This window comes from Rhodococcus sp. 06-418-5 (assembly GCF_002258285.1).
Taxonomy (GTDB): domain Bacteria; phylum Actinomycetota; class Actinomycetes; order Mycobacteriales; family Mycobacteriaceae; genus Rhodococcoides.
The window spans coordinates 610,863-634,937 of sequence record NZ_NOYE01000012.1 but is presented as its reverse complement, the minus strand read 5'-3'; the positions used below and the strand labels follow the sequence as shown (position 1 = coordinate 634,937).

Here is a 24,075-nt window from a genome sequence, read left to right as displayed (position 1 = left end):
ATGTCACCAAGAATTCACCGCTTTCAGTCGATCGTCGTCGGGCTCGTTTCGTACCGCCGCAATCAACTATTCCAGGTGATCGGTGTGTGCGCCGAAAGGCACCCCCGACGGGAAGCCGGAGTGGAGCCTGCGGAACGACTCGAGAAGCCGGAGTGGAGCCTGCGAGACGGCTCGAGAAGCCGGAGTGGAGCCTGCGGATCGCGGTCAGGACACCATGCGCACGGCGTACGGCGTCATTCCGCTGTAGCGAACGTCGGACACCTTCACCACCGAACCCGATTGCGGGGCTTCGAGCATCTTGCCGTCGCCGAGGTAGAGCGCGACGTGTTGGCTGGCGTTGGGTCCGTAGAAGATCATGTCGCCGCGCTTCATCTCCGAGGACGGCACCTGCTTACCGGCGGTGTATTGGTAGCCGGTGTAGTGCGGTAGCGAGATACCCAGTCCTGCGAAGGCGTAGATCATCAGCCCCGAGCAATCGAAGCCGACCTTGTTGTAGTCGCCGTAGCTGTCGGCGACTCCGCCGTCCCTGATGCCCTTGGTCGGTCCGTTCTCGTCGCCGCCGCCCCAGGAGTACGGCACACCGAGCTGGCTCATTCCGCGGTCGATCGCCAACTCGACAGCTGCGCTGCCGGTGACGGACGGGGTCGTGGAGGTCTTCGGTTTGGTGGGCGTCTTGGGCTTGGTGGGGGTGGTGGGCGTGGTCGTCGTCGAGCTGTCCGAGTCGGTCGACGCGCTCGAATCGTCGTCCACGTCCACGTGCGAACGCTGGCCCTCGGCGATGGCGGCCGCGCGTTGCTGCGCCGCCAGATTGGCCGACACTCGGGCAGCTGCCTGCACAGCAGCTTCCTTCGCTGCGGCCGTGGCGGCGGCGATGGCCGCGTCCTCGGCCGCCTTCTGCGCCTCCCAGTCGCCGTATGCGGCTCGCTGGTCCTGCAGACCGGCGACGTTGCTGCGGGCGGCATCGAGTTCGGTCTGCGCCGAGTCGCGCTCCGATTCGATCGTGGCCTTCCGGTCGGCCTCTGCCTGCAGCGCGGCCTGCGCCTCGGCGATGGCCTGCTCGGCCTCCGCCTTCTTCGCCTCGGCTTCCGAGGCAGCGGCGTCGGCTTGCTGCTTGGACTCACGCGCTGCCGAGTCGCGGTTCGCCTGCTCGGTACGGGCTCGCTGAAGGCCGTCGAGTACTGCGTTCTGACTGTTGGAGAGAATCTTCAGGACCTGGGCGCGGTCCAGGACGTCGTCCGGTCCGCTGGATCCCAGGAACGACGCCATCGAGGCGACGCCCGAGCCCTGCGTGTAGCTCGATTTGGCGAACTCGTCGAACTTGGCCTGGGCCGCCTGGATCTGGGTGCCTGCGTCGGCGAGAGCCTGCTGTGCGGCACCGACGACCGCGGCGGCCACGTCGGCCGCGTCGCGCGCATTCTGCAGATCGACCAGGGCCTTGTTGACGCCTTCGCGCTTCGACGCGACCTCGTCGTCGAGTTGGGCGAGCTGCTGATTGGCCGAGGCGATCGCGTCGATCAGTTGGCCGACTCGGCCGAGGCTCGAATCGACGGCGCTGCCCGCGGCGGCGATGTCGGTGTCCGAGGGGTTGGGCGGTGGCGGTGGTACCGCGGCGGCAACCCCGGGAAGGGTCGCCGTCAACGCGAGGACGAGGCCTGCGCCTACCAGCACGAATCGGGTACGGACGAGTGCACGGCGGTGAGTTCCGCGGACTTGACGTCGGCTCACAAATGTCTCCCTCGGGTCCGGCATTCACTCGGGTTCGCGTCGAACCGTCGTGCCGTCGGGAAGCTCTCCGTCCTCCACCCCGATCGCAGGTGACGGTGAGCACTCTCGCCGGGCAGGAAAGAAACACGCAGCGATACGACAGGTGCGAACCACGTCAGTCACACCCGAAGCAGTGGCCTCCCGAGTTCCCCACGGATGACAACCGCCTTCTGCGACACTCCTTCCCCAGCAGTGCCAATGGCACCGTACGACACTTCGCACCCTAAAGAAACTCCAGTCACAAATGACACATTGGTAATTTCACCAGGCACAACGCCGTGAACTCGGGGTTTACCGAAAACAATTTTTCCGACTTTTTCGGACGACCCGACGGTCACCATCGGGACGGGGTCGAACGGGGCGAGCGTCGGTCGGTCGAACGACACTCGGACGCGCGTGTTCAGTCGGCGACGGACTCGCTGTGCGCGCGGTCGTTCGACTCCGAACGCGAGCGATATCTGCGGACCTTCACGACGGCGGTCAGTGCCGCGACCGCGGCGACCACGACGACCAGGCCGCCCGTGAGCAGACCCCACGGCGTCTGATCCTCGACGAGGGTGTCGACGAAGTTGTCGGCTGCCACGACGTGGTTCCCGGTGTAGGTACGGTCCTGGCCTGCTTCGAGGGTCACCCGGCTGATCGAGTCGCTGAACGTACCCACCTGCCCTGGGCTGAGCACGAGAACAGTCCCGCCCTCGCGTGCTCCGACAGCGGTTGCGAGGTCTCGAAGTTGCGAGTCGTGGCGAGGTTCGGTCGGCACGATGACGATGCTCAGATCGATGCCGTGGTCCTCGGCGCGCGCGACGGCCGCGGACAAACCGGCCTCCTCGTCGGCGGGGGCACTGACGCCGGACTCGCGGACCGTGGCGACGATGCTGTCGACGTCCAGACCTGCCGGTATATCGGTGGCAAGTGGGGAAACGGCGTGAATCGGCTCAGGCATCTCTCGTCCAGTCGGTAGGAACCAGTCGGCTCGAACCCTACGTCACCGCCACGTGCGAACCTGGTTGCCCCGCAGGTCCGGCTTCACTACTGAGGTCGCCCTTCATTGCGCAGCCGGGAGCACTGCGTGAGGATCGTCGTGTGGTTCGGTGCCTCCAGACCCACCGAGGACCCGACCGCAGGTTTTCACAGGACAAGCGTACTGTTAGACTTCCATCGAGACACCGACCGTGCGTCCGCCCCGAACTCTCGCTACCGAGATTCGAGGCCGAGGCCCGCAGTCGGCGCCTCGCTTCAACCGTCGACACAGCCCCGTCGGCGGTGTGCCTCATAGACGAGTGGAGCTGAAGTGACCGCAAGTAAAGATTCATTCGGTGCAAAGGGCACCCTCGAAGTCGGAGAGAACTCGTACGAGATCTTCCGACTGTCGGCCTTGCCCGGTGCCGAGAAGTTGCCCTACGCACTGAAGGTCCTCGCGGAGAACCTCCTTCGCACCGAGGACGGTGCAAACATCACCGCCGACCACATTCGTTCGATCGCCTCGTGGGATCCGTCCGCGGAACCGAGCTTCGAGATCCAGTTCACCCCTGCACGCGTCATCATGCAGGACTTCACCGGCGTTCCCTGCATCGTCGACCTCGCCACGATGCGTGAAGCCGTCACCACCCTGGGCGGCGACCCCAACAAGGTCAACCCCCTCTCCCCCGCCGACATGGTCATCGACCACTCGGTCATCCTCGACGTCTTCGGCCGCGCCGATGCTCTCGAGCGCAACGTCGACCTCGAGTACGAGCGCAACGGTGAGCGCTACCAGTTCCTGCGTTGGGGACAGGGCGCGTTCGACGACTTCAAGGTCGTCCCTCCGGGCATGGGCATCGTGCACCAGGTCAACATCGAATACCTCGCACCGACGATCATGACCCGCAAGGGCCAGGCCTACCCCGACACCTGCGTCGGCACCGACTCGCACACCACGATGGTCAACGGCCTCGGTGTGTTGGGCTGGGGCGTCGGCGGTATCGAAGCCGAGGCGGCCATGCTCGGCCAGCCCGTCTCGATGCTGATCCCCCGCGTCGTCGGTTTCAAGCTCTCCGGTGAGATCCAGCCCGGCGTCACCGCGACCGACGTGGTGCTGACCGCGACCGAGATGCTGCGCAAGCACGGCGTCGTCGGCAAGTTCGTCGAGTTCTACGGCGAGGGCGTGGCCGAGGTTCCGCTCGCGAACCGCGCCACCCTGGGCAACATGAGCCCCGAGTTCGGTTCCACCGCAGCCATTTTCCCGATCGACGAAGAGACGATCAACTACCTGCGCCTCACCGGCCGCAGCGACGAGCAGCTCGCGCTCGTCGAGGCGTACGCCAAGGAACAGGGCATGTGGCACGACCCGAAGAACGAGGCCGTGTACTCCGAGTACATCGAACTCGACCTCAACACGGTCGTTCCGTCCATCGCAGGACCGAAGCGCCCGCAGGACCGAATCCTGTTGTCCGAGTCCAAGGTTGCCTTCCGCAAGGACATCCACAACTACGTCGAGGAGAACCACCCGGCGCACGAGGGTGACAGCAAGCTCGACGAGGCACTCGATGAGTCGTTCCCGGCCAGTGATTCCGCTTCGCTGAGCTTCGCCGAAGAGGACTCCGTCGACGTTCGTTCTGCCGCATACGGTTCCGAGGGCCGCCCGAGCAAGCCGATTCGGGTCACCACCGACGAGGCCGGCGAATTCGTCCTCGACCACGGTGCCGTCGTCGTCGCAGGCATCACCTCGTGCACCAACACCTCGAACCCGTCGGTCATGCTCGGCGCAGCACTGCTCGCCCGCAATGCCGTCGAGAAGGGGCTGTCCACCAAGCCGTGGGTCAAGACCAACATGGCACCCGGCTCGCAGGTCGTCACCGACTACTACGAGAAGGCCGGCCTGTGGCCGTACCTCGAGAAGCTCGGCTACTACCTCGGTGGTTACGGCTGCACCACGTGCATCGGTAACACCGGTCCGCTGCTCGAGCCGATCTCGAAGGCGATCAACGACAACGACCTCTCGGTCACCGCAGTCCTGTCGGGCAACCGCAACTTCGAAGGCCGCATCTCCCCCGACGTGAAGATGAACTACCTGGCTTCGCCGCCGCTGGTCATCGCCTACGGCCTGGCGGGCACGATGGACTTCGACTTCGAGACCGACGCTCTCGGCGAGGATCACGAGGGCAATCCGGTGTTCCTCAAGGACATCTGGCCGTCCTCGCAGGAGATCGAGGAGACCATCCAGTCCTCGATCAGCCGGGACATGTTCAGCAAGTCCTACGAGACCATCTTCGCCGGTGACAGCCGCTGGCAGAACCTGTCGACCCCCGAGGGCGACACGTTCGAGTGGGATCCCAAGTCGACGTACGTGCGCAAGCCTCCGTACTTCGACGGCATGACGATGGACCCGGCTCCCGTCGAGGACATCAAGGGTGCACGCGTGCTGGCGCTGCTCGGCGATTCGGTCACCACCGACCACATCAGCCCGGCCGGTCCCATCAAGGCGGGTACACCTGCCGCGCAGTACCTGGATTCGCACGGCGTCGAGCGCAAGGACTACAACTCGCTCGGTTCGCGCCGCGGAAACCACGAGGTCATGATTCGCGGAACGTTCGCGAACATCCGCCTGAAGAACCAGCTCCTCGACGACGTCTCGGGTGGCTACACCCGCGACTTCACGCAGGACGGCGGACCGCAGTCCTTCATCTACGACGCGTCGCAGAACTACCAGAAGGCCGGCATCCCGCTGGTCGTGCTGGGCGGCAAGGAGTACGGCAGCGGCTCCTCACGTGACTGGGCCGCCAAGGGCACCTCGCTCCTGGGCGTCAAGGCCGTCATCACCGAGTCGTTCGAGCGCATCCACCGCTCCAACCTCATCGGCATGGGCGTCGTTCCCCTGCAGTTCCCGGCCGGTGAGAGCGCATCGTCGCTCAAGCTGGACGGCACCGAGACCTTCGACATCGTCGGAGTCGCGAAGCTGAACGAGGGCACCACCCCGAAGACGATGACCGTCATCGCCACCAAGGAAGACGGCTCGAAGGTCGAATTCGAGGCAGTGGTTCGCATCGACACCCCGGGTGAAGCGGACTACTACCGCAACGGCGGCATTCTGCAGTACGTGCTGCGCAACATGATCAGAGGCTGAGTGCGCGTCGTCTGACGTACGCCTCGAACGGCGATGGGCCCGGAACCGACAACGTGTTTCCGGGCCCATCGCCGTCTCGGTCGAGGCCCTCATCGAAAGTAGGAAACCCACACGTGCCCAAGGTCAGCGAAGACCACCTGGCTGCCCGTCGAAGCGAGATTCTCGACGGCGCGCGTAAGTGCTTCGGCGAGTTCGGTTACGAGGGCGCGACAGTACGGCGTCTCGAAGAAGCCACCGGCCTGTCGCGCGGAGCCATATTCCACCACTTCAAGGACAAGGACGGGCTCTTCCTCGCGCTGGCTCAGGAAGATGCCCGACGCATGGCCGAGGTCGCGGCCACTCAGGGTCTGGTGCAGGTGATGCGAGACATGCTGGCGCAACCCGAACAATTCGAGTGGCTCGGCACGCGGCTCGAGATCACCCGACGATTGCGCACGGACGCGGACTTCCGGTCCAGCTGGGCCGAGAGGTCGGCCGAGCTGACCGACGCCACACTCGGACGACTCGAGCGTCAGAAGACCGCAGGACGACTGCGCGACGACGTACCCAACGACGTCCTCGCCGACTACCTCGATCTCGTGCTCGACGGCCTGGTGGCTCGCATTGCGTCCGGCCACGGCGGCTCGAACCTCGCCGCGATCCTGGACCTGGTCGAGGAGTCGGTCCGCAGGCAGGACTGAGCACCGTTACGCGAGCTGGATCAGTTCCAGGTATTCCTGCGACCAGTGGTCCTCGGTGCCGTCGGGAAGCAGAATCACTCGTTCGGGTGACAGCGCTTCGGCGGCACCGGGATCGTGGGTCACCAGTACGACCGCGCCCTTGTAGCTGCGGAGCGCGTCGAGCACCTGCTCACGGGAGATCGGGTCGAGGTTGTTGGTCGGTTCGTCGAGCAGGAGAACGTTCGCCGCGGAGGACACCAACCCGGCGAGAGCCAAACGGGTCTTCTCGCCACCGGACAGTGTTCCTGCCGGCTGGTCGAGCTGGGGCCCGGTGAACATGAAGGCTCCGAGCAGCGACCGCAGTTCCTGTTCGCCGGTGTCGGGTGCCGCGTGCCGGATGTTCTCCCAGACCGACGCGTGGTCGTCGAGGGTGTCGTGTTCCTGCGCGAAGTATCCGACGCGCATGCCGTGGCCGGGTTCGATCTCACCGGTATCCGCCTTCTCGGTTCCGGCGAGGATCCGCAGCAGCGTCGTCTTGCCTGCACCGTTGAGCCCGAGCACTACGACACGGCTGCCCCGGTCGATGGCGAGGTCGACGCCGGCGAAGATCTCCAGCGATCCGTACATCTTGGTCAGGTTCTTCGCCATCAGCGGCGTCTTGCCGCACGGTGCCGGCTCGGGGAAACGAATGTGCGCCACCTTGTCGGACACCCGTTCGGCATCGAGGTTGGCGAGCAGCTTGTCGGCGCGCTTCGCCATGTTCTGTGCTGCAACGGCTTTCGTCGCCTTGGCCCCCATCTTGGCGGCCTGCACGCGCAGTGCCCCGGCTTTCTTCTCCGCGTTGGCGCGCTCACGACGGCGACGCTGCTCGTCCGTGGCGCGGGCGTCGAGGTACTTCTTCCAGTTCATGTTGTAGATGTCGGCTTCGCCGCGGACGGCGTCGAGGAACCACACCCTGTTCACCACGTCTCCGAGCAGTTCGACGTCGTGGCTGATCACGATGAGTCCGCCCTCGTGGTTCTGGAGGAATCCGCGCAGCCAGGTGATGGAATCGGCGTCGAGGTGGTTGGTCGGCTCGTCGAGCAGCAAGGTGGTGTTCGATCGTCCACCACTGCCGTCGGACGCGGCGAACAGAATGCGAGCCAGCTCGACGCGTCGACGCTGTCCACCGGACAGGGTCCGTAGCGGTTGGCCGAGGATGCGGTCGGCCAGGCCGAGGCTGTTGCAGATGCGGGCCGCTTCGCTCTCGGCTTCGTAACCGCCGAGGGAGGCGAAACGCTCTTCGAGTTCGCCGTATTTACGGACGGCTTTGTCGAGCAGCGCCTCGTCGGCGACCTCGGCCATCAGCGCTTGCTGCTTTTCCATCTTGTGCAGGAGGGTGTCCAGGCCACGGGCCGAGAGCACGCGATCCTTGGCCAGCACGTCGAGGTCGCCTTCTTTGGGATCCTGCGGCAGGTAACCGAGTTCGCCGGTGCGCACGACCTCGCCCGCGTAGGGCTCGCCTTCGCCCGCCAGGATGCGCAACGTGGTGGTCTTTCCTGCACCGTTGCGACCGACCAACCCGATGCGGTCGCCCGCCTGTACCCGGAGCGCGGGCCCCTCGGTGGACAGAAGGGTCCGCACACCGGCACGAACTTCCAGGTCGGTGGCGGTGATCACGCGTGAGCTCCTAGCGATTGCCGAACAAGATCGTCGCCCGTCGACCGACGGGCGAACCATGCCGCCGAACAGCACAGCAAACCCCCATTTTAGCTCAGCATTCACGTGCCCTCACCCAGGAACGACGGTGACACCGGTAACGTCTGATCGATGACCGACGCCTCCGAAACAGTCAGCTCTTCCAGCGCGCCGACCCCCGATCTCGCCGGGCGCACCGCACTCGTCACCGGCGGCAGCCGAGGCATAGGCAAGGCCATCGCCGCGGAACTGCTCGCCCGCGGCGCGAACGTCGCCATCACCGCTCGCAAGCGCGAACCTCTCGTTGCGGCGGCAGCGGAACTCGGCGATTCCGTGCTCGCGATCGACGGTAATGCGGGCGACCCGGAGCACCGACGCAACGCGGTCGCGAGCACCGTGGAGACCTTCGGTTCACTGGACATCCTGGTCAACAACACCGGCATCAACCCCGTCTACGGCTCACTGATGGACGCCGACCTGGCCGGCGTGAGCAAGATCTTCGACACGAACGTCGTGGGTACCCTCGGATTCGTCCAACAGGCGTTCCATGCCTGGATGGGCGAGCACGGCGGCGCGATCGTCAACGTCGCCAGCGTGGCCGGCATCCGCTCCACCGGCGTGATCGCCGCGTACGGCGCATCCAAAGCCGCTCTGATCCGCCTCACCGAGGAGCTCGCCTGGCAGCTCGGTCCGAAGATTCGCGTCAATGCGGTGGCTCCGGGCGTGGTGAAGACGAAATTCGCCGAGGCTCTCGTCGCCAACGGCGAAGACGCGGCAGCGGCCGGCTATCCGATGAAGCGTCTCGGCAATCCTGAGGACGTAGCGGCCCTGGTGGCCTTCCTGGTGTCGGACGCGTCCTCCTGGATCACGGGCGAGACCGTGCGCGTGGACGGTGGTTTGCTCGCCACCGGCGGAATGTGAACGATTTCTCGGCCGACGTCGCGGTGGTCGGACTCGGTCCCGCGGGGCGGGCCGTCGCCCATCGGTGCGCCGAGGCCGGACTCGATGTGCTCGCACTCGATCCACACCCGTCGCGCACCTGGACACCGACGTATTCCGCTTGGGCCGACGAGTTGCCGTCGTGGTTGCCTCCGACCGCCGTCGCCTCGACTGCACAGAAGCCGGCGGTATGGACCGACCGTCATCGGATCATCGACCGGACGTACTGCGTGCTGGACACACCTGCCCTGCAAGCGACCCTGTCCCTCGACCGGGTCCGAGTGCTGGCGGGGACAGCCGTCGACGTCACCGGTTCCCGGGTGACGACCGCCGACGGCACCATCGTCGACGCTCGTCACGTCGTCGACGCCCGCGGCACGCTCGATTCTCGGGACCTCGCACAGCAGACGGCGTACGGCATCGTCGTCGACCGGGACCGCGCCGAGCCGATCCTCGAAGGGTCGGACGCCTGGTTCATGGACTGGCGCACCGACAACGGAGCTCGGCCCGGTGAGGCCCCGAGTTTTCTCTACGCCGTGGCGCTCGACGAGGATCGGATCCTGCTCGAGGAGACGTGTCTGGTCGGCCGGCCACCGCTGGAACTCGCACAGCTTCGATCGCGGCTGCACCACCGGCTCACCCGTCGGAACCTGGAACCGACCGGCGACGAGGACGTCGAGCGAGTGCGGTTCTCGGTCGAACCGCCGCCTCGGTCGCGGCTGCACACCGGGCGAGGCGGACCGGTGCTCTTCGGTTCCCGCTCCAATCTGATGCATCCGGCCACGGGGTACAGCGTTGCGGCGTCGCTGGCGACGGCGGATCACCTCGTCGAGAGATTCCGAGGCGGTGGACGTTCGCGCCCGATGCGCCCGGTGCACGTCTGGACGGTTCAGAAGCTTCGCAACCTCGGGCTGCGCACGGCACTGGCTCTCGAACCCGAGATGGTCCCCCAGTTCTTCTCCAGCTTCTTCTCGCTCCCGGTCGAACTGCAGCGCTCGTACCTGTCCGGGTACGACGACGCCCTCGGAACGATGACCGCGATGCTGAAGATGTTTCCGACGCTCCCGGGATCGGCCAGGCTCGCGATCGCGCGCACGATAGTGCGCACTCCGGGCCGCGGCTGAGTTTCCCGCCAACGGTCGACACGCGGGCGCCCGGTCGGCGATCATGGACAGATGCGCAGCATTTGGAAGGGCTCGATCGCCTTCGGACTGGTCAATGTTCCGGTGAAGGTCTACTCGGCCACCGAGCAGCACGACATTCGGTTTCATCAAGTGCACGCGAAGGACGGCGGGCGCATCAAGTACGACCGCATCTGTCAGGAATGCGGCAAGTCGGTGCAGTTCGCCGATATCGACAAGGCGTACGACTCCCCCGACGGGGAACGCGTCATTCTCACCGACAACGACTTCGACAAGCTGCCTGCGGCGGAGAAGCACGAAATTCCGGTTCTCGAATTCGTGCCGACCGAGCAGATCGATCCGATCCTCTACGACAAGAGTTACTTCCTCGAGCCGGACTCCGCGTCCCCCAAGGCCTACGTGCTGCTTCGGGAGACGCTGGAGGAAACCGAACGCACCGCGCTGGTGCATTTCACTCTGCGACAGAAGACCCGCCTGGCCGCACTACGCGTGCGCGACGATGTGCTGGTGATTCAGACACTGCTGTGGCCGGACGAAGTCAGGGCCGCTGAGTTTCCTTCGCTCGAAGACGCGCCGTCCGCGCGCCCGCAGGAAGTGAAGATGGCGACGTCCCTGGTCGAAAGCATGTCCTCGGAATTCGATCCCACCGAGTACACCGACGACTACCAGATCGAACTGCGCAAGCTGATCGACGAGACGCTCGCCAACGGCGGTGAGAAGGTCATCCACACCGAGACGGAGAAGGACGACGACGGAGAGGATGCCGAGGTCGTCGATCTCGTGGCGGCTTTGCAACGCAGCGTCGAGGCGGCAGGCAAGAACACGAAGTCGGGGTCCTCCACATCCGCTTCGGCGAAGAAGACACCCGCGAAGAAAGCCCCGGCGAAGAAGGCGGCCGCCAAGAAGACGGCAGCGAAGAAGTCGACCCCCGCCAAGACCGCGGACTCCAAAGCCGACGAAGCCAAGGGTGCGTGAGGGGGCCGACTCGGCCGTACGTCAGACGGTGAAGCCGAGGGCCCTGAGCTGCTCGCGACCGTCGTCGGTGATCTTGTCCGGACCCCACGGCGGCATCCAGACCCAGTTGATCTTGAGGTCTGCGGCCAGACCGCTGCGCACGAGCGCGCCGCGAGCCTGATCCTCGATGACATCGGTCAACGGGCATGCCGCCGAGGTCAGCGTCATGTCGACCGTGACGATGTCGTCGGCGTCGATCTTGATGTCGTACACCAGTCCCAGGTCGACGACGTTGATCCCGAGCTCGGGGTCGACGACGTCGCGCATCGCTTCTTCGAGGTCCTCGAGCACCTTGATCTCGTCGGCGGTCAGAGCCACCGGAGTGGTCTCCGATGTCTCCGACGCTGACTGGGTCGTATCTGTTGTATCCGTCATGATCCCTGTCCTCCGGAAAATGCCGACTGGGCGGTCTCGCCCGTCGTGACTGTCGAATCTGCGTCCACTACCTGAACAACCGCGTCCTTGAAAGCCATCCATCCCAGCAGGGCGCACTTGACACGGGCCGGGTATTTGGCCACACCGACGAACGCGATTCCGTCACCGATGACGTCCTCGTCGCCTTCGACGGTACCTCTGCTGCCGACCATGTCGCTGAACGCGTCGACCGTCTTCAACGCATCGGCGACGCTCAGGCCGACAACCTGGTCGGTGAGCACCGATGTCGCCGCCTGGCTGATCGAGCAGCCCTGGCCGTCGTACGAGACGTCGGCGACGGTGCCGTTCTCGATCTGCACGCGCAGGGTCACCTCGTCGCCGCAGGTGGGGTTGACGTGGTGTACCTCGGCACCGAAGGGCTCGCGCAGTCCACGGCCGTGCGGGTGCTTATAGTGATCGAGGATCACTTCCTGGTACATCTGTTCCATGCGCATCTACCGCTGACCTCCCCCGCCGTTGTCGGTGGTGCCGAAGAACGACTGTGCGCGGCGAATCGCCTGTGCCAGAACCTGCACTTCCTCGACCGTGTTGTAGAGCGCGAACGAGGCGCGCGCTGTCGCAGCCACACCGAACCGACGATGCAGGGGCCACGCGCAGTGATGCCCGACGCGGATGGCGACCCCCTCGTCGTCCAGGATCTGTCCGAGGTCGTGGGCATGAATGCCGTCGACCACGAACGACACCGCCGAACCGCGGTCGACGTTCTCCGTCGGTCCGATCACGCGAACACCGTCGATCTTCGCGAACTCGGCGAGAGTTGCTGCGACCAAGGCCTTTTCGTGCGCGGCGATGACATCGATGCCGATGTTCTCCAGGTAGTGCACAGCTGCGCCGAGTCCGACGACCTGCGAGGTCATCGGAACCCCGGCCTCGAACCGTTGCGGCGGCGCGGCGAACGTCGTCTTCTCCATGGTGACGGTCTCGATCATCGAACCGCCGGTGATGAACGGAGGCATCGCTTCGAGGAGTGCAGCCTTGGCGTACAACACGCCGACCCCCGATGGACCGAGCATCTTGTGACCGGAGAACGCGGCGTAGTCGACGTCGAGCGCGTGGAAATCGACCTTCATGTGCGGCACCGACTGGCACGCGTCGAGGACGACGAGCGCGCCCACCGCCCTGGCCCGACGCACCAATTCCTCGACCGGAGCCACCGCGCCGGTCACGTTGGACTGATGCGTGAACGCGAGAACCTTGACGGCCGGGGACAATTCGAGCGAGTCGAGGTCGATTCGACCGTCGTCGGTGACGCCGTACCAGCGCAGCGTGGCACCGGTTCGAGCTGCCAGCTCCTGCCACGGAACGAGGTTGGCGTGGTGTTCGAGTTCGGTGACGACGATCTCGTCGCCGGGACCGAGGTGGCGATCGAATCGCTGATCGGCAAGCACGTACGTCACGAGGTTGAGCGACTCGGTCGCGTTCTTGGTGAACACGATCTCGTCGACGTCGGCACCGACGAACGACGCGATGGCGGCGCGCGCACCCTCGTAGGCATCGGTGGCCTCTTCGGCCAACTGATGCGCCCCGCGGTGTACGGCGGCGTTGCACGTGGTCAGAAATTCACGCTCGGCGTCGAGTACCTGCACGGGCCGCTGAGAGGTGGCACCGGAGTCCAGGTACACCAACGGCTTACCGTCTCGCACGGTGCGCGAGAGGATGGGGAAGTCGCGGCGAACCGTGGCGACATCGAACGATGCCGCCACCGCCGCAGCTGCGGGTGCAGCCATACTCATGCTCCGGTGGTCGCGGCCTGCGTGTAGCCGGCGTATCCGTTGGCCTCGAGCTCGTCGGCCAGCTCTGCACCGCCGGACTTCACGATTTCACCGTTGACGAAGACGTGGACGAAGTCGGGCTTGATGTAGCGCAGGATGCGGGTGTAGTGCGTGATCAGCAGCACTCCACCGTCTTCGCGCTCCTTGTACTTGTTGACACCCTCGGACACCACGCGCAGAGCGTCGACGTCGAGGCCGGAGTCGGTCTCGTCGAGGATGGCGATCTTGGGCTTGAGCAGTCCCAGCTGAAGAATTTCGTGACGCTTCTTCTCGCCGCCGGAGAATCCCTCGTTGACGTTGCGCTCGAGGAAGTTCGCCTCGATCTCGAGCTCGCTCATCGCGGTCTTGGCTTCCTTGACCCAGTGCCGCAGCTTCGGAGCCTCACCGCGCACGGCGGTGGCAGCGGTGCGGAGGAAGTTCGACATCGACACGCCCGGCACCTCGACCGGGTACTGCATCGCCAGGAAGAGGCCGGCGCGCGCACGCTCGTCGACGCTCATCTCGAGCACGTCTTCACCGTCGAGGGTGATGGTGCCCGAGGTCACCGTGTACTTCGGGTGGCCGGCGATGGCGTAGGACAGGGTCGACTTGCCGGAACCGTTGGGACCCATGATCGCGTGCGTCTCACCCGACTTCACGGTGAGGTCGACACCCTTGAGGATGTTGATGGGCTCCGCAGTGGCGTCGGAGTTGGCGACGCTGACGTGCAGATCGCGGATTTCGAGTGTGGACATCAAAAAGTTCCTTTGTGCAGTCGAGAAAGGTTCGGGTGTGACCTACGCGCCGACGACGGCGAGTTCGGTCTCGATGGCAGCGTCGAGACGCTCGCGTACGGCGGGGACCGGAATCTTGTCGATGATCTCGTGGAAGAAGCCTCGGACGACGAGTCGACGAGCAACCTCCTCCGAGATGCCACGAGCGCGCAGGTAGAACAGCTGCTCGTCGTCGAAACGGCCGGTGGCGCTGGCGTGGCCTGCTCCGACGATCTCGCCCGTCTCGATCTCGAGGTTCGGTACCGAATCGGCCCGCGCACCATCGGTGAGCACCAGGTTGCGGTTGAGCTCGTAGGTCTCGGTTCCCTCGGCCTCGGCTCGGATCAGAACATCACCGATCCACACGGTGTGCGCGTCGACGGTTCCGGGTCCGGTTTCGCCCTGCAGCGCGCCCTTGTACATCACATTGGACTTGCAGTGCGGTGCCGAGTGGTCGACGAGCAGACGCTGCTCGAGGTGCTGGCCCGCGTCGGCGAAGTACAGACCCAGCATGTCGGCGTCACCACCGGGCGCGCTGTAGCGCACGGTCGGGCTGATGCGCACCAGGTCGCCGCCGAGACTGACGTTGTAGTGCCGCAGCACGGCGTCGCGTCCCAGGAGTGCGTGGTGTGCCGCCACGTGCACGGCGTCGGACTGCCAGTCCTGGATCAGCACGACGTGCAACTGCGAGCTGTCACCGAGAACGAACTCGACGTTCTCCGCGTACGTGCCACTACCTCGCTGGTCGATCACGACGGTGGCACGAGCGAACGTGCCGAGTCGGATCTGGAGGTGACCGTAGGCGACGTGGTCGACACCGGGACCGTCGACGGTGATCTCGATCGGATCGGCCACCTCGACCTCGTTCGGCACGGAGACGATCGTGGCCTCGGTGAACGCCGAGAATGCCTGAGCGGCAATACGATCGGCAGGAACACCGGCCTTGCCCAGTCGGTCGTCGTCACGGCCCACGGTCTCCACGACCACCGATTCCGGTGCACCGACGGTGACCTGAGCGGCCCCGTCGGCGACAGCGGAACCGTCGTGCAGGCCGCGCAGCCGACGCAGCGGCGTGAAACGCCACAGCTCGTCACGGCCGGACGGGATCTCGAACGCATTCACGTCGTAGGACGTGAACTGAGCGCCCTTGTTCTCGACGAGCTTCGACTTGTCTTCCTTGGCCGACTCTGGATTCTCGGATGCCACGGCACCCATGACTCCGGTGAGGGGGTTGTTCACTTATCCGACCGACCCTTCCATCTGCAGCTCGATGAGCCGGTTGAGCTCGAGCGCGTATTCCATCGGCAGTTCGCGAGCGATCGGCTCGACGAAGCCACGGACGACCATTGCCATGGCCTCGTCCTCGGTCATGCCACGGCTCATCAGGTAGAACAACTGATCGTCGCTGACCTTCGAGACGGTGGCCTCGTGGCCCATCGACACGTCGTCCTCGCGGATGTCGACGTACGGGTACGTGTCGGAACGACTGATCGTGTCGACGAGCAACGCGTCGCACTTGACCGTCGAACGCGAGCCGTGCGCACCCTTGTTGATCTGGATCAGACCGCGGTACGACGTCCGGCCACCGCCGCGAGCGACGGACTTGCTGACGATGTTCGAGGACGTGTGCGGTGCCAGGTGCAACATCTTCGAACCGGTGTCCTGGTGCTGGTCCGGGCCTGCGAACGCGACCGACAAAACCTCACCCTTGGCGTACTCACCGGTCATCCAGACAGCGGGGTACTTCATGGTGACCTTGGAGCCGATGTTGCCGTCGACCCACTCCATCGTTGCGCCTGCCTCGGCCTTGGCGCGCTTTGTGACGAGGTTGTAGACGTTGTTCGACCAGTTCTGGATGGTCGTGTAGCGGCAACGACCACCCTTCTTGACGATGATCTCGACCACGGCGGAGTGCAGCGAATCCGACTTGTAGATCGGCGCGGTGCAACCCTCGACGTAGTGCACGTATGCACCCTCGTCGACGATGATCAGCGTGCGCTCGAACTGGCCCATGTTCTCGGTGTTGATCCGGAAGTAGGCCTGCAGCGGGATGTCCACATGGACGCCCGGCGGGATGTAGATGAAGGATCCACCGGACCACACCGCGGTGTTCAGTGCGGAGAACTTGTTGTCGCCCGCGGGGATGACGGTGCCGAAGTACTCGCGGAACAGCTCCGGCTGCTCCTTGAGGGCGGTGTCGGTGTCGAGGAACAACACTCCCTGAGCCTCGAGGTCCTCACGGATCGAGTGGTAGACCACCTCGGACTCGTACTGGGCGGCGACACCGGAGACGAGGCGCTGCTTCTCCGCCTCGGGGATGCCGAGCTTGTCGTACGTGTTCTTGATGTCTTCCGGCAGGTCTTCCCACGTGGCAGCCTGCTTCTCGCTGGACCGCACGAAGTACTTGATGTTGTCGAAATCGATACCGTCGAGGTCGGAACCCCAGTTCGGCATCGGCTTGCGCTCGAACGTCTTGAGCGCCTTGAGGCGCGCCTCGAGCATCCACTCGGGCTCGCTCTTCTTCTGCGAGATGTCGCGGACGACGGCCTCGGAGAGACCGCGCTTGGCGCTTTCACCGGCTACGTCCGAGTCGGCCCAGCCGTATCCGTAGGTGCCGAGCGAGGCGATGGTCTCGTCCTGGGTCAGCGGCGCGGTGGGTGTCACCTGGTCTGGTGTGACGGTCATGCGGGCTCCTTCCGGAGGCGTGGGCGTTCTCCGACACGGGGCTGCGCGTCGGGAGTCTTCTTGTCGGAACTATCGGTGTTCGAGTACCGCGTCGGTGACAGCGGTACGTGCGTCGTACACGCGCAATTACCGTTGGCGATGGTCGCCAAACGCTGCACGTGCGTGCCGAGGATCTCGGCGAACGCGGTCTGCTCGGCCTCGCACAGCTCCGGAAACTCGGAGGCGACGTGCGACACCGGGCAGTGGTGCTGGCAGATCTGCACACCGTTGCCCACCTGACGGGTGGTGGCCGAGAATCCGGCCGCGCTGAACGCGTCGGCGATTCGGTCGGCGGCGTCCTCCACGGCATGCGCATCGGATCCCGTCGCAGGCTCCACGTCGGCCACGATGGTGTTGACGCGTTGCCGAGCGAATGTCTCGATTGCCGCGTCTCCCCCGATCTTGCGCAGCTGCCGCATGGCGGCACCGGCAAGATCGTCGTAGGTGTGGCCGAGACGGTTGCGCCCGGCTGCGGTGAGCTGGAAATGCTTGGCCGGTCGGCCCCGGCCACGTTGCCGAGCACCTGCGGGGGTGGTGATGCGGGCCTCGCCCGCGTCGATGAGTGCGTCCAGGTGACGTCGGACACCCGCAGCGCTCAACCCCAGCCGAGTACCGATGTCGGAGGCGGTGATGGGGCCCTCTTCCAGCAGTAGAGTGACCACAGCGCTCCGCGTCTGCCCCTCGGGGGCCGACGTGGGTCGCACCGACGAAACGCCTGCGCCGGACGCCGAAGACTCGACGCTTCCCGGACGCACGAGCGAGCTCTCGGTTGTTTTCACAACACCAGTGTGACGGAATTGCGGTACCCGGTCCAGCAAGGGTGCCCTATGCAGGCGCTCGTCCGACGACGTGCCTGCAGATGGAGCACGGTGCAGGCCGTGCGCGAGTGCACAGCTACGCTCCCACTGTGCCATCGACCGACAGTGAGCCCAGTTCCGAGAGCTCACCTTCCGCGAGCGGTTCCGAGTCCTCCTCGGCATCCGGCACATCGAAGCCCACTCCGGGCGCACTCGTCCAGCGGTTCGTCGTGGTCCCCGCCCGTCGAGTCATCGGCCTGGAGCCGACGCCTCCCGGCGGGGCTGTCGCCACCCTGCACGGAGACGAGCAGGAGGCACCGGGGCTGAACCCCTCGGAGACGAACCAACTCAGGAACATCCGTCGTTTCGGTGCCGCGGGTGCGCTGCTGATGGCGATCGGTGCCCTCGGCGCGGGCGCGCAGCCGGTGCTGCAGAACCCGATCGCGGGTGTCCGACTGCTGAGCTTGCCGTCCCGAATGGCGACCACCGCACTGACCGTCACGATGACCGGGACCGTCATCGTGGTGCTCGCGTGGTTGCTGTTGGGAAGATTTGCGTTGGGACGAACGCGATCGGGAACCACTCCGCGTCGACTCACTCGTTCCCAGATGGACCGCACGCTGCTGCTGTGGATCCTGCCGTTGTCCGTGGCACCGCCCATGTTCTCGCGTGACGTCTACTCCTACCTGGCACAGAGCGAGATCACCGCGCGCGGACTCGACCCGTACGAGGTCGGTCCGGTCGACGCACTCGGGGCCGACAACGTACTGACCCGAACGGTTCCGAACATCTGGCGGGAGACCCCGGCACCCTACGGTCCGCTGTTCCTGTGGATGGGCCGTGGAATCACGTACCTGACCGGCGAGAACATCGTCGCCGGCATTTTCCTCCATCGCCTGCTCGCGCTGGCGGGAGTAGCGCTGATCGTCTGGTCGCTGCCACGTCTGGCTCGGCGCTGCGGGGTCGCGTCGGTCACGGCACTGTGGCTCGGAGCCGCGAACCCGTTGGTGCTGTTCCACCTGGTGGCCGGTATCCACAACGAAGCCCTCATGATCGGGCTCATGCTGGCGGGAACCGAACTGGCACTTCGCGCGATCGAGCACTCCGGAGCGCTACGCGGTACCGACATCGCGTTCCTCGTCGGCGGAGCAGGCCTGATCGCACTGTCGTCCGCGATCAAGATTCCCTCGCTCATCGCTCTCGGCTTCGTGGGGATGGCGCTGTCGAGGCGGTGGGGCGGGACCCTGCGATCCGTGATCCACGCGGCGCTCCTGCTCGGCTCGATCGCCATCGCGGTCCAGGTGGCGGTGAGCCTGGGCAGCGGTCTCGGCTTCGGCTGGATCAACACCCTGGGAACTGCCGGAGTGGTGCGCAGCTGGATGTCGATCCCCACGATCCTCGGTCTCGGCACCGGATTCGTCGGTGTGCTCCTGGGCCTCGGCGACCACACCACCGCTGTGTTGGGTCTCACTCGCCCGATCGCAGCCGTCGTCGCGGGAATCATCGTCGTCCGCATGCTCATCGCCGTCCTGCGTGGCCGCCTGCATCCGGTCGGCGCACTCGGCGTCGCACTCGGAGCCGTCGTCCTGCTGTTCCCCGTGGTGCAACCCTGGTACCTGCTGTGGGCGGTCATTCCGCTGGCGGCGTGGGCCACGACTCCCTCGTTCCGGCGTCCGGCCATCGCCTTCTCGTCGTTGGTGAGCGTGATCCTCATGCCGAACGGCAGTGAGTACCAACCGTTCCAGATCGTGCAGGCCGCCGTCGTGACCATCCTGACGATTGCGGTGCTCTATCTGCTCACGCGAAACCGGATGCCGTGGCCCATCCGCACCGGACCACCGGAACGCGACCGCAGCACCGACGAATACGCTGAGTCCTCGTGATCTCCGGGACGTCCGACGCGGCGCAACCTGTCGTACAGCTGACCGACGTACGCAAGTCGTACGACGGTGTCAGTGCCGTCGACGGACTGAGCCTGAACATCGGCCCCGGCGAGGTTCTCGCGCTGCTGGGCCCCAACGGAGCAGGAAAGACCACCACCGTCGAGATGTGCGAGGGGTTCGTCGTGCCGGACAGCGGCTCGGTCCGGGTCCTCGGACTGGACCCCGTGGCGCAGTCGGCGCAGCTGAGGCCACGCATCGGCGTCATGCTCCAGGGCGGAGGTGCGTACCCCGGTTCCAAGGCAGGCGAGATGCTCCAACTCGTCGCCTCGTACTCGGCCGACCCCCTCGACCCGGCGTGGCTGCTCGACTGCCTCGGCCTGACCTCTGCAGTCCGCACCCCGTACCGGCGGCTCTCCGGTGGGCAACAGCAGCGGCTGGCTCTGGCCTGCGCCATCGTCGGGCGGCCCGAACTGGTGTTCCTCGACGAACCGACCGCCGGGCTCGACGCCCAGGCCCGGCTGCTGGTGTGGGAATTGATCGACGCCCTGCGCCGCGACGGTGTCGGCGTACTGCTCACGACACATCTGATGGACGAGGCCGAGCAGCTCGCGGATCGGCTGACGATCATCGACAACGGCCGCGTAGTCGCCTCGGGCACACCCTCCGAGCTGACCAAGCAGGGTGCCGAGGGCCAACTGCGCTTCACCGCACCCCCGGGACTCGAACTGTCCATGCTCGACGCGGCACTCCCCCCGGGTTACGTACCGTCGGAACCGACGCCCGGCTCCTATGTGGTCTCCGGTGTGATCGAGCCGCAGATTCTGGTGATCGTCACGTCCTGGTGCGCACAGCAGGACGTGTTGGCCACCGAATTGCAGGTCGACCAGCGCCGCCTCGAGGACGTGTTCCTCGAACTGACCGGCAGAGAATTGAGGAAGTGACCGTGCGCAGAGAAGCCCGGCTCGCCGACAACCGATTCGAGACAGGCCTGTTCGCGCCTCGCCCGCAGCCCGCCTCGGCTGCGCGGATGCTGCTCGCACAGACCCGTCTCGAACTGAAGTTGTTGCTGCGCAACGGTGAACAGTTGCTGCTGACGATGTTCATTCCGATCACCCTGCTGATCGGATTGACCCTGCTGCCCTTCGGCGAACTCGGTGCCGACCGAGTGGCCCGCGTCGTCCCGGCCGTGATGATGGTGGCCATCATGTCGACGGCGTTCACCGGCCAGGCGATCGCTGTCGGCTTCGATCGCCGCTACGGCGCGCTCAAGAGGCTCGGGGCGACACCCCTTCCGCGGTGGGGCATCATCGGCGGCAAATCCGCCGCCGTGGTGATCGTGGTCATTCTGCAATCGATTCTGCTCGGCTCGATCGGCGTCGCTCTCGGATGGCGCCCGAGCGCGACGGGTCTGTTGCTCGGGGCCGTCATCATCGCTCTGGGAACCGTCACCTTCGCGTCGATGGGACTGCTGCTCGGCGGCACCCTGCGCGCCGAGATCGTGTTGGCGCTGGCGAACATCGCCTGGTTCGTGATGCTCGGCATCGGCAGCGCGGTGTTCGTGGACGACCAGATCCCCCAGGGACTGCAGAACGTCGCACGCATCGTGCCGTCCGGCGCGCTCGGTGAGGCACTGAGCAGAGGTGTGTCCTCGTCCTTCGACATCTTCGGTGTGGTCGTACTGCTGGTGTGGGCTGCGGTGTGCGGCACCCTCGCGGTACGCACGTTCAAGTTCACCTGAGCGGGGCTCGCCACCCAACGACGCTCGCCACCCAACGACGCTGTGTAGTTGATCGGCGTTTACCATCGAGGGGTGCTGTACAGAGCGTTCTTGCGCGTCGTCGATATCCTGCCCGTGCCCTCGCTTCGAGTGCAGCGGGTGCTGGCATTCATCGCGATCCTGACGCAGGGTGGCATCGCTGTCACCGGTGCCGTCGTTCGTGTCACCGGTTCCGGACTCGGGTGCCCCACGTGGCCGCAGTGCTTTCCCGGTAGCTTCACTCCCGTCGGGGTGTCCGAGGTCCCGGTTCTGCACCAGGCCGTGGAGTTCGGCAACCGTCTGCTCACGTTCGTGGTCGTTCTCGCGGCCGCCGCGGTCGTCATCGCCGTCACCAGGGCACGGCGGCGTCGGGAAGTGCTGTTCTTCGCGTGGCTGATGCCGCTCGGTACCGTCGTACAGGCCGTCATCGGCGGATTCACGGTGCTGACCGGACTGCTGTGGTGGACGGTAGCCGTTCACCTCGTCGTCTCGATGGCCATGGTGTGGCTGGCCACGTTGCTGTACGCCAAGGTCGGCGAGAGCGATGCGCCGGCCGAGTCCACGCCGACGGTGCCGGGTGCTCTGCGAGCGCTGACGGGGCTGTCCGGGATCGTTCTGACGGGCGTGCTGATCGCGGGCACCATGGTGACCGGAGCCGGCCCGCACGCGGGCGACAAGAGCATCGAGGAACCGGTACCGCGTCTCGGTATCGAGATCGTGACGCTGGTGCACGCACACTCTCAGTTCCTGGTCGGCTACCTGGCCCTGCTCGTCGGATTGGCATTCGCGCTGTATGCGGTTCGTGCGCCGAAGGCGGTCACGTTCCGACTCAACGTCCTGATCGGCCTGGTGCTGGCGCAGTCTCTTATCGGACTGGTGCAGTACTTCACCGGGGTTCCGGCCGTGCTCGTCGCCTTCCACGTGGCCGGTGCGGGCGCCTGTACCGCCGCCACCGCTGCAGTCTGGGCGGCCTGCCGCACTCGCGGCCCGGTGGCGACCGAGACGGTCGAGACCACCGAGGACGTCGCAGTTCGCTCGTGACGATCGGTCGAGCTTCGAACAAGGTGGAGGGGCAGCCGGCCTCCCCCTCAGATGGCCGACTGCCCCTCCATTGACTTCGACGCATCGGGTACCGAGATGGTTCCCGCCGGATCGAAGGAATTTCCGCAGTTTTCTCCGCTCAGACGATCGCCTGGTTGCGCGCCTTCGGGAACTTCTTCTGACCGGCCACCCACCCGGCCATCTTCTCGTAGTGTCCGGGGGCCGGATTGACCGAACTGACCAGCTCGCGGTCCCATTCGGCCTCGGTCAACTGGTCGAGACCGTCGACGATCGCGCGGGCGATGGCGGTCGTCGCCACCACCTGGTCGCCCAGTACGCCGTCGGCACCGACCATGGTGAGCCGAGTTCCTGCTCGACCGATCGGCTGGATCACCACGTTGGCGGAGTTGCCGTGGTCGGCGAGAAAGCTCTTCACGGCCGCGAGTGTTCCCTTCGGAACCTCGTTCGACTCGTTCTTCTCGATGCCCGCGCTGTCGATTTCGGTAGCCATGCCGACACGATACCGAGGCCGTCCGCGTCGCCCGCATCCACCCGTCGAGTCGTTACTGATCGGTAACTTCGGCCGCGTGCGTGTGTTACCCGGATCCGTGTACCCGAGTGTGACGCGCCCGTGTAGAACGGTCTCATGCGTGCCATTCGAATAGACAACACCGGCGGACCCGAGGTCATGAACGTCGTCGACATTCCGATACCGACGCCGGGACCCGGTCGACTACTGGTCCGGATCGAGGCCGTCGGCATCAACTACATCGACACGTACTTTCGACGCGGTCTGTATCCACGCGCGCTGCCGTACGTTCCCGGCGACGAGGGATCCGGGGTGATCGAACAGGTCGGAACGGACGTCACCGACTTCGCACCGGGACAACGCGTCGCCTGGGCCGCAGCGCCGGGCAGCTACGCGGAATACGTACTGGTCGACGCCTCGTCGGCCATCGCGGTTCCCGAGGGCGTTCCTGCCGATCAGGCCGCCTCGGCATTGCTGCAGGGTATGACGGCGCACTACCTGATCGAATCCACCTACCCGGCCCAGCAGGGTGACACCGTCCTCGTGCACGCCGGCGCAGGTGGCGTCGGACTGTTGCTGACGCAGATGGCGGTGGCGAAGGGAGTGAACGTCATCACCACGGTCTCCACGGATGCGAAGGCCGAGCGGTCCGCGCAGGCCGGTGCCGCCCACGTGTTGCGCTACGAAGAGGACATCGCTGCTCGCGTGCGCGAGATCACCGACGGCGAGGGTGTCCATGCGGTGTACGACGGCGTCGGTGCCGACACGTTCGAGGCAAGTCTGGCGTCGCTACGGATCAGAGGGACGTTGGCCCTGTTCGGAGCGGCGAGCGGTCCGGTCCCGCCCCTGGACCCGCAGAGGTTGAACGGCGCAGGATCGCTGTTCCTCACCAGGCCGACACTCGCCCACCACATACGGGACCGGGCCGAGCTCGAGTGGCGGGCCGGAGATGTGTTCGGGGCGATATCGCGTGGCGCGCTCACGGTCGAGGTCGGCGCTCGATACGCGCTGGAGGACGCCGCGCAGGCCCACATCGATCTGGAGTCACGCCGAACGACGGGATCGATCGTGCTCGTTCCCTGACCGATC

21 protein-coding genes are annotated in these 24,075 nt (G+C 65.7%); 10 read left to right on the top strand and 11 right to left on the bottom strand.

Annotation, left to right across the window (positions count from 1 at the left end; translation table 11 throughout):
* Positions 1-204 precede the first annotated feature (204 nt).
* Entirely contained in the window at positions 205-1,749 is a 1,545-nt protein-coding gene (locus CH274_RS08660; RefSeq protein WP_373453914.1) for an NlpC/P60 family protein, read from the bottom strand.
* A 415-nt stretch (positions 1,750-2,164) separates the two neighbouring features.
* A complete protein-coding gene (locus CH274_RS08655; RefSeq protein ID WP_032398033.1) occupies positions 2,165-2,707 on the bottom strand; it encodes an Rv1476 family membrane protein in 543 nt (180 codons plus the stop codon).
* Between the two features lie 348 nt (positions 2,708-3,055).
* On the opposite strand from CH274_RS08655, the gene CH274_RS08650 reads away from it, so the two are divergent.
* Positions 3,056-5,866, top strand: a complete 2,811-nt coding sequence (locus CH274_RS08650) for an aconitate hydratase (protein ID WP_032398032.1) — start codon at positions 3,056-3,058, stop codon at positions 5,864-5,866.
* Positions 5,867-5,979: 113 nt separating this feature from the next.
* Positions 5,980-6,546, top strand: coding sequence for a TetR/AcrR family transcriptional regulator (locus CH274_RS08645; protein ID WP_032398031.1), 567 nt, complete (start codon positions 5,980-5,982; stop codon positions 6,544-6,546).
* 6 nt (positions 6,547-6,552) lie between these two features.
* On the opposite strand, the gene CH274_RS08640 is transcribed toward CH274_RS08645, so the two are convergent.
* Complete coding sequence (locus CH274_RS08640) at positions 6,553-8,184, bottom strand: ABC-F family ATP-binding cassette domain-containing protein (protein ID WP_032398030.1); 1,632 nt, start codon at positions 8,182-8,184, stop codon at positions 6,553-6,555.
* Between the two features lie 150 nt (positions 8,185-8,334).
* On the opposite strand from CH274_RS08640, the gene CH274_RS08635 reads away from it, so the two are divergent.
* From CH274_RS08635 to ku, 3 genes are read left to right on the top strand one after another with little or no spacing between them, the layout of a single operon-like run.
* Positions 8,335-9,123: an SDR family oxidoreductase gene (locus tag CH274_RS08635; protein WP_094657140.1), complete on the top strand. Its 789-nt coding sequence runs from the start codon at positions 8,335-8,337 to the stop codon at positions 9,121-9,123.
* Positions 9,120-10,265 carry a lycopene cyclase family protein gene (locus CH274_RS08630; RefSeq protein WP_094657139.1) on the top strand — a complete coding sequence of 382 codons (1,146 nt, stop codon included), beginning with the start codon at positions 9,120-9,122 and terminating at the stop codon, positions 10,263-10,265. Before CH274_RS08635 ends, CH274_RS08630 begins: the two co-directional genes overlap by 4 nt.
* Before the next feature lie 51 nt (positions 10,266-10,316).
* Complete coding sequence (gene ku, locus CH274_RS08625) at positions 10,317-11,258, top strand: non-homologous end joining protein Ku (RefSeq protein WP_094657138.1); 942 nt, start codon at positions 10,317-10,319, stop codon at positions 11,256-11,258.
* A gap of 21 nt (positions 11,259-11,279) precedes the next feature.
* On the opposite strand, the gene CH274_RS08620 is transcribed toward ku, so the two are convergent.
* Genes CH274_RS08620 through CH274_RS08590 form a run of 7 tightly spaced genes read right to left on the bottom strand, consistent with a single transcriptional unit; the run spans position 11,280 to position 17,684 of the window.
* The gene (locus tag CH274_RS08620) at positions 11,280-11,672 is read right to left on the bottom strand and encodes a metal-sulfur cluster assembly factor (protein ID WP_032398026.1); all 393 of its coding nucleotides are present in this window, start codon (positions 11,670-11,672) and stop codon (positions 11,280-11,282) included.
* Positions 11,669-12,166 (bottom strand): Fe-S cluster assembly sulfur transfer protein SufU, encoded by a 498-nt coding sequence (sufU, locus tag CH274_RS08615; protein WP_032398025.1) that lies wholly within the window; start codon positions 12,164-12,166, stop codon positions 11,669-11,671. The genes CH274_RS08620 and sufU overlap by 4 nt, the downstream gene beginning before the upstream one ends.
* On the bottom strand, positions 12,167-13,459 hold the full coding sequence (locus CH274_RS08610; RefSeq protein ID WP_094657137.1) for a cysteine desulfurase: 1,293 nt from the start codon (positions 13,457-13,459) through the stop codon (positions 12,167-12,169).
* 2 nt (positions 13,460-13,461) lie between these two features.
* The gene (sufC, locus tag CH274_RS08605) at positions 13,462-14,238 is read right to left on the bottom strand and encodes a Fe-S cluster assembly ATPase SufC (protein WP_032398023.1); all 777 of its coding nucleotides are present in this window, start codon (positions 14,236-14,238) and stop codon (positions 13,462-13,464) included.
* A gap of 42 nt (positions 14,239-14,280) precedes the next feature.
* Complete coding sequence (sufD, locus tag CH274_RS08600) at positions 14,281-15,471, bottom strand: Fe-S cluster assembly protein SufD (protein ID WP_094657284.1); 1,191 nt, start codon at positions 15,469-15,471, stop codon at positions 14,281-14,283.
* A gap of 24 nt (positions 15,472-15,495) precedes the next feature.
* On the bottom strand, positions 15,496-16,941 hold the full coding sequence (gene sufB, locus CH274_RS08595) for a Fe-S cluster assembly protein SufB (protein ID WP_032398021.1): 1,446 nt from the start codon (positions 16,939-16,941) through the stop codon (positions 15,496-15,498).
* On the bottom strand, positions 16,938-17,684 hold the full coding sequence (locus CH274_RS08590) for a helix-turn-helix transcriptional regulator (RefSeq protein ID WP_317810418.1): 747 nt from the start codon (positions 17,682-17,684) through the stop codon (positions 16,938-16,940). The genes sufB and CH274_RS08590 overlap by 4 nt, the downstream gene beginning before the upstream one ends.
* A 323-nt stretch (positions 17,685-18,007) precedes the next feature.
* Here CH274_RS08590 and mptB point away from each other — a divergent pair, with 323 nt between their 5' ends.
* From mptB to CH274_RS08570, 4 genes are all read left to right on the top strand, one after another.
* Complete coding sequence (mptB, locus tag CH274_RS08585; RefSeq protein ID WP_094630014.1) at positions 18,008-19,660, top strand: polyprenol phosphomannose-dependent alpha 1,6 mannosyltransferase MptB; 1,653 nt, start codon at positions 18,008-18,010, stop codon at positions 19,658-19,660.
* Entirely contained in the window at positions 19,657-20,601 is a 945-nt protein-coding gene (locus CH274_RS08580; protein WP_032398020.1) for an ABC transporter ATP-binding protein, read from the top strand. The genes mptB and CH274_RS08580 overlap by 4 nt, the downstream gene beginning before the upstream one ends.
* 2 nt (positions 20,602-20,603) lie before the next feature.
* Positions 20,604-21,398 (top strand): ABC transporter permease, encoded by a 795-nt coding sequence (locus CH274_RS08575; RefSeq protein ID WP_371828407.1) that lies wholly within the window; start codon positions 20,604-20,606, stop codon positions 21,396-21,398.
* Between the two features lie 72 nt (positions 21,399-21,470).
* Positions 21,471-22,457 (top strand): COX15/CtaA family protein, encoded by a 987-nt coding sequence (locus CH274_RS08570; RefSeq protein ID WP_094657136.1) that lies wholly within the window; start codon positions 21,471-21,473, stop codon positions 22,455-22,457.
* Between the two features lie 139 nt (positions 22,458-22,596).
* Here the strand turns inward: CH274_RS08570 and CH274_RS08565 are convergent, their stop codons facing one another.
* Positions 22,597-22,968: a hypothetical protein gene (locus CH274_RS08565; RefSeq protein WP_045195275.1), complete on the bottom strand. Its 372-nt coding sequence runs from the start codon at positions 22,966-22,968 to the stop codon at positions 22,597-22,599.
* Positions 22,969-23,103: 135 nt separating this feature from the next.
* On the opposite strand from CH274_RS08565, the gene CH274_RS08560 reads away from it, so the two are divergent.
* Positions 23,104-24,069 (top strand): quinone oxidoreductase family protein, encoded by a 966-nt coding sequence (locus tag CH274_RS08560; RefSeq protein WP_094657135.1) that lies wholly within the window; start codon positions 23,104-23,106, stop codon positions 24,067-24,069.
* Positions 24,070-24,075: the final 6 nt, after the last annotated feature.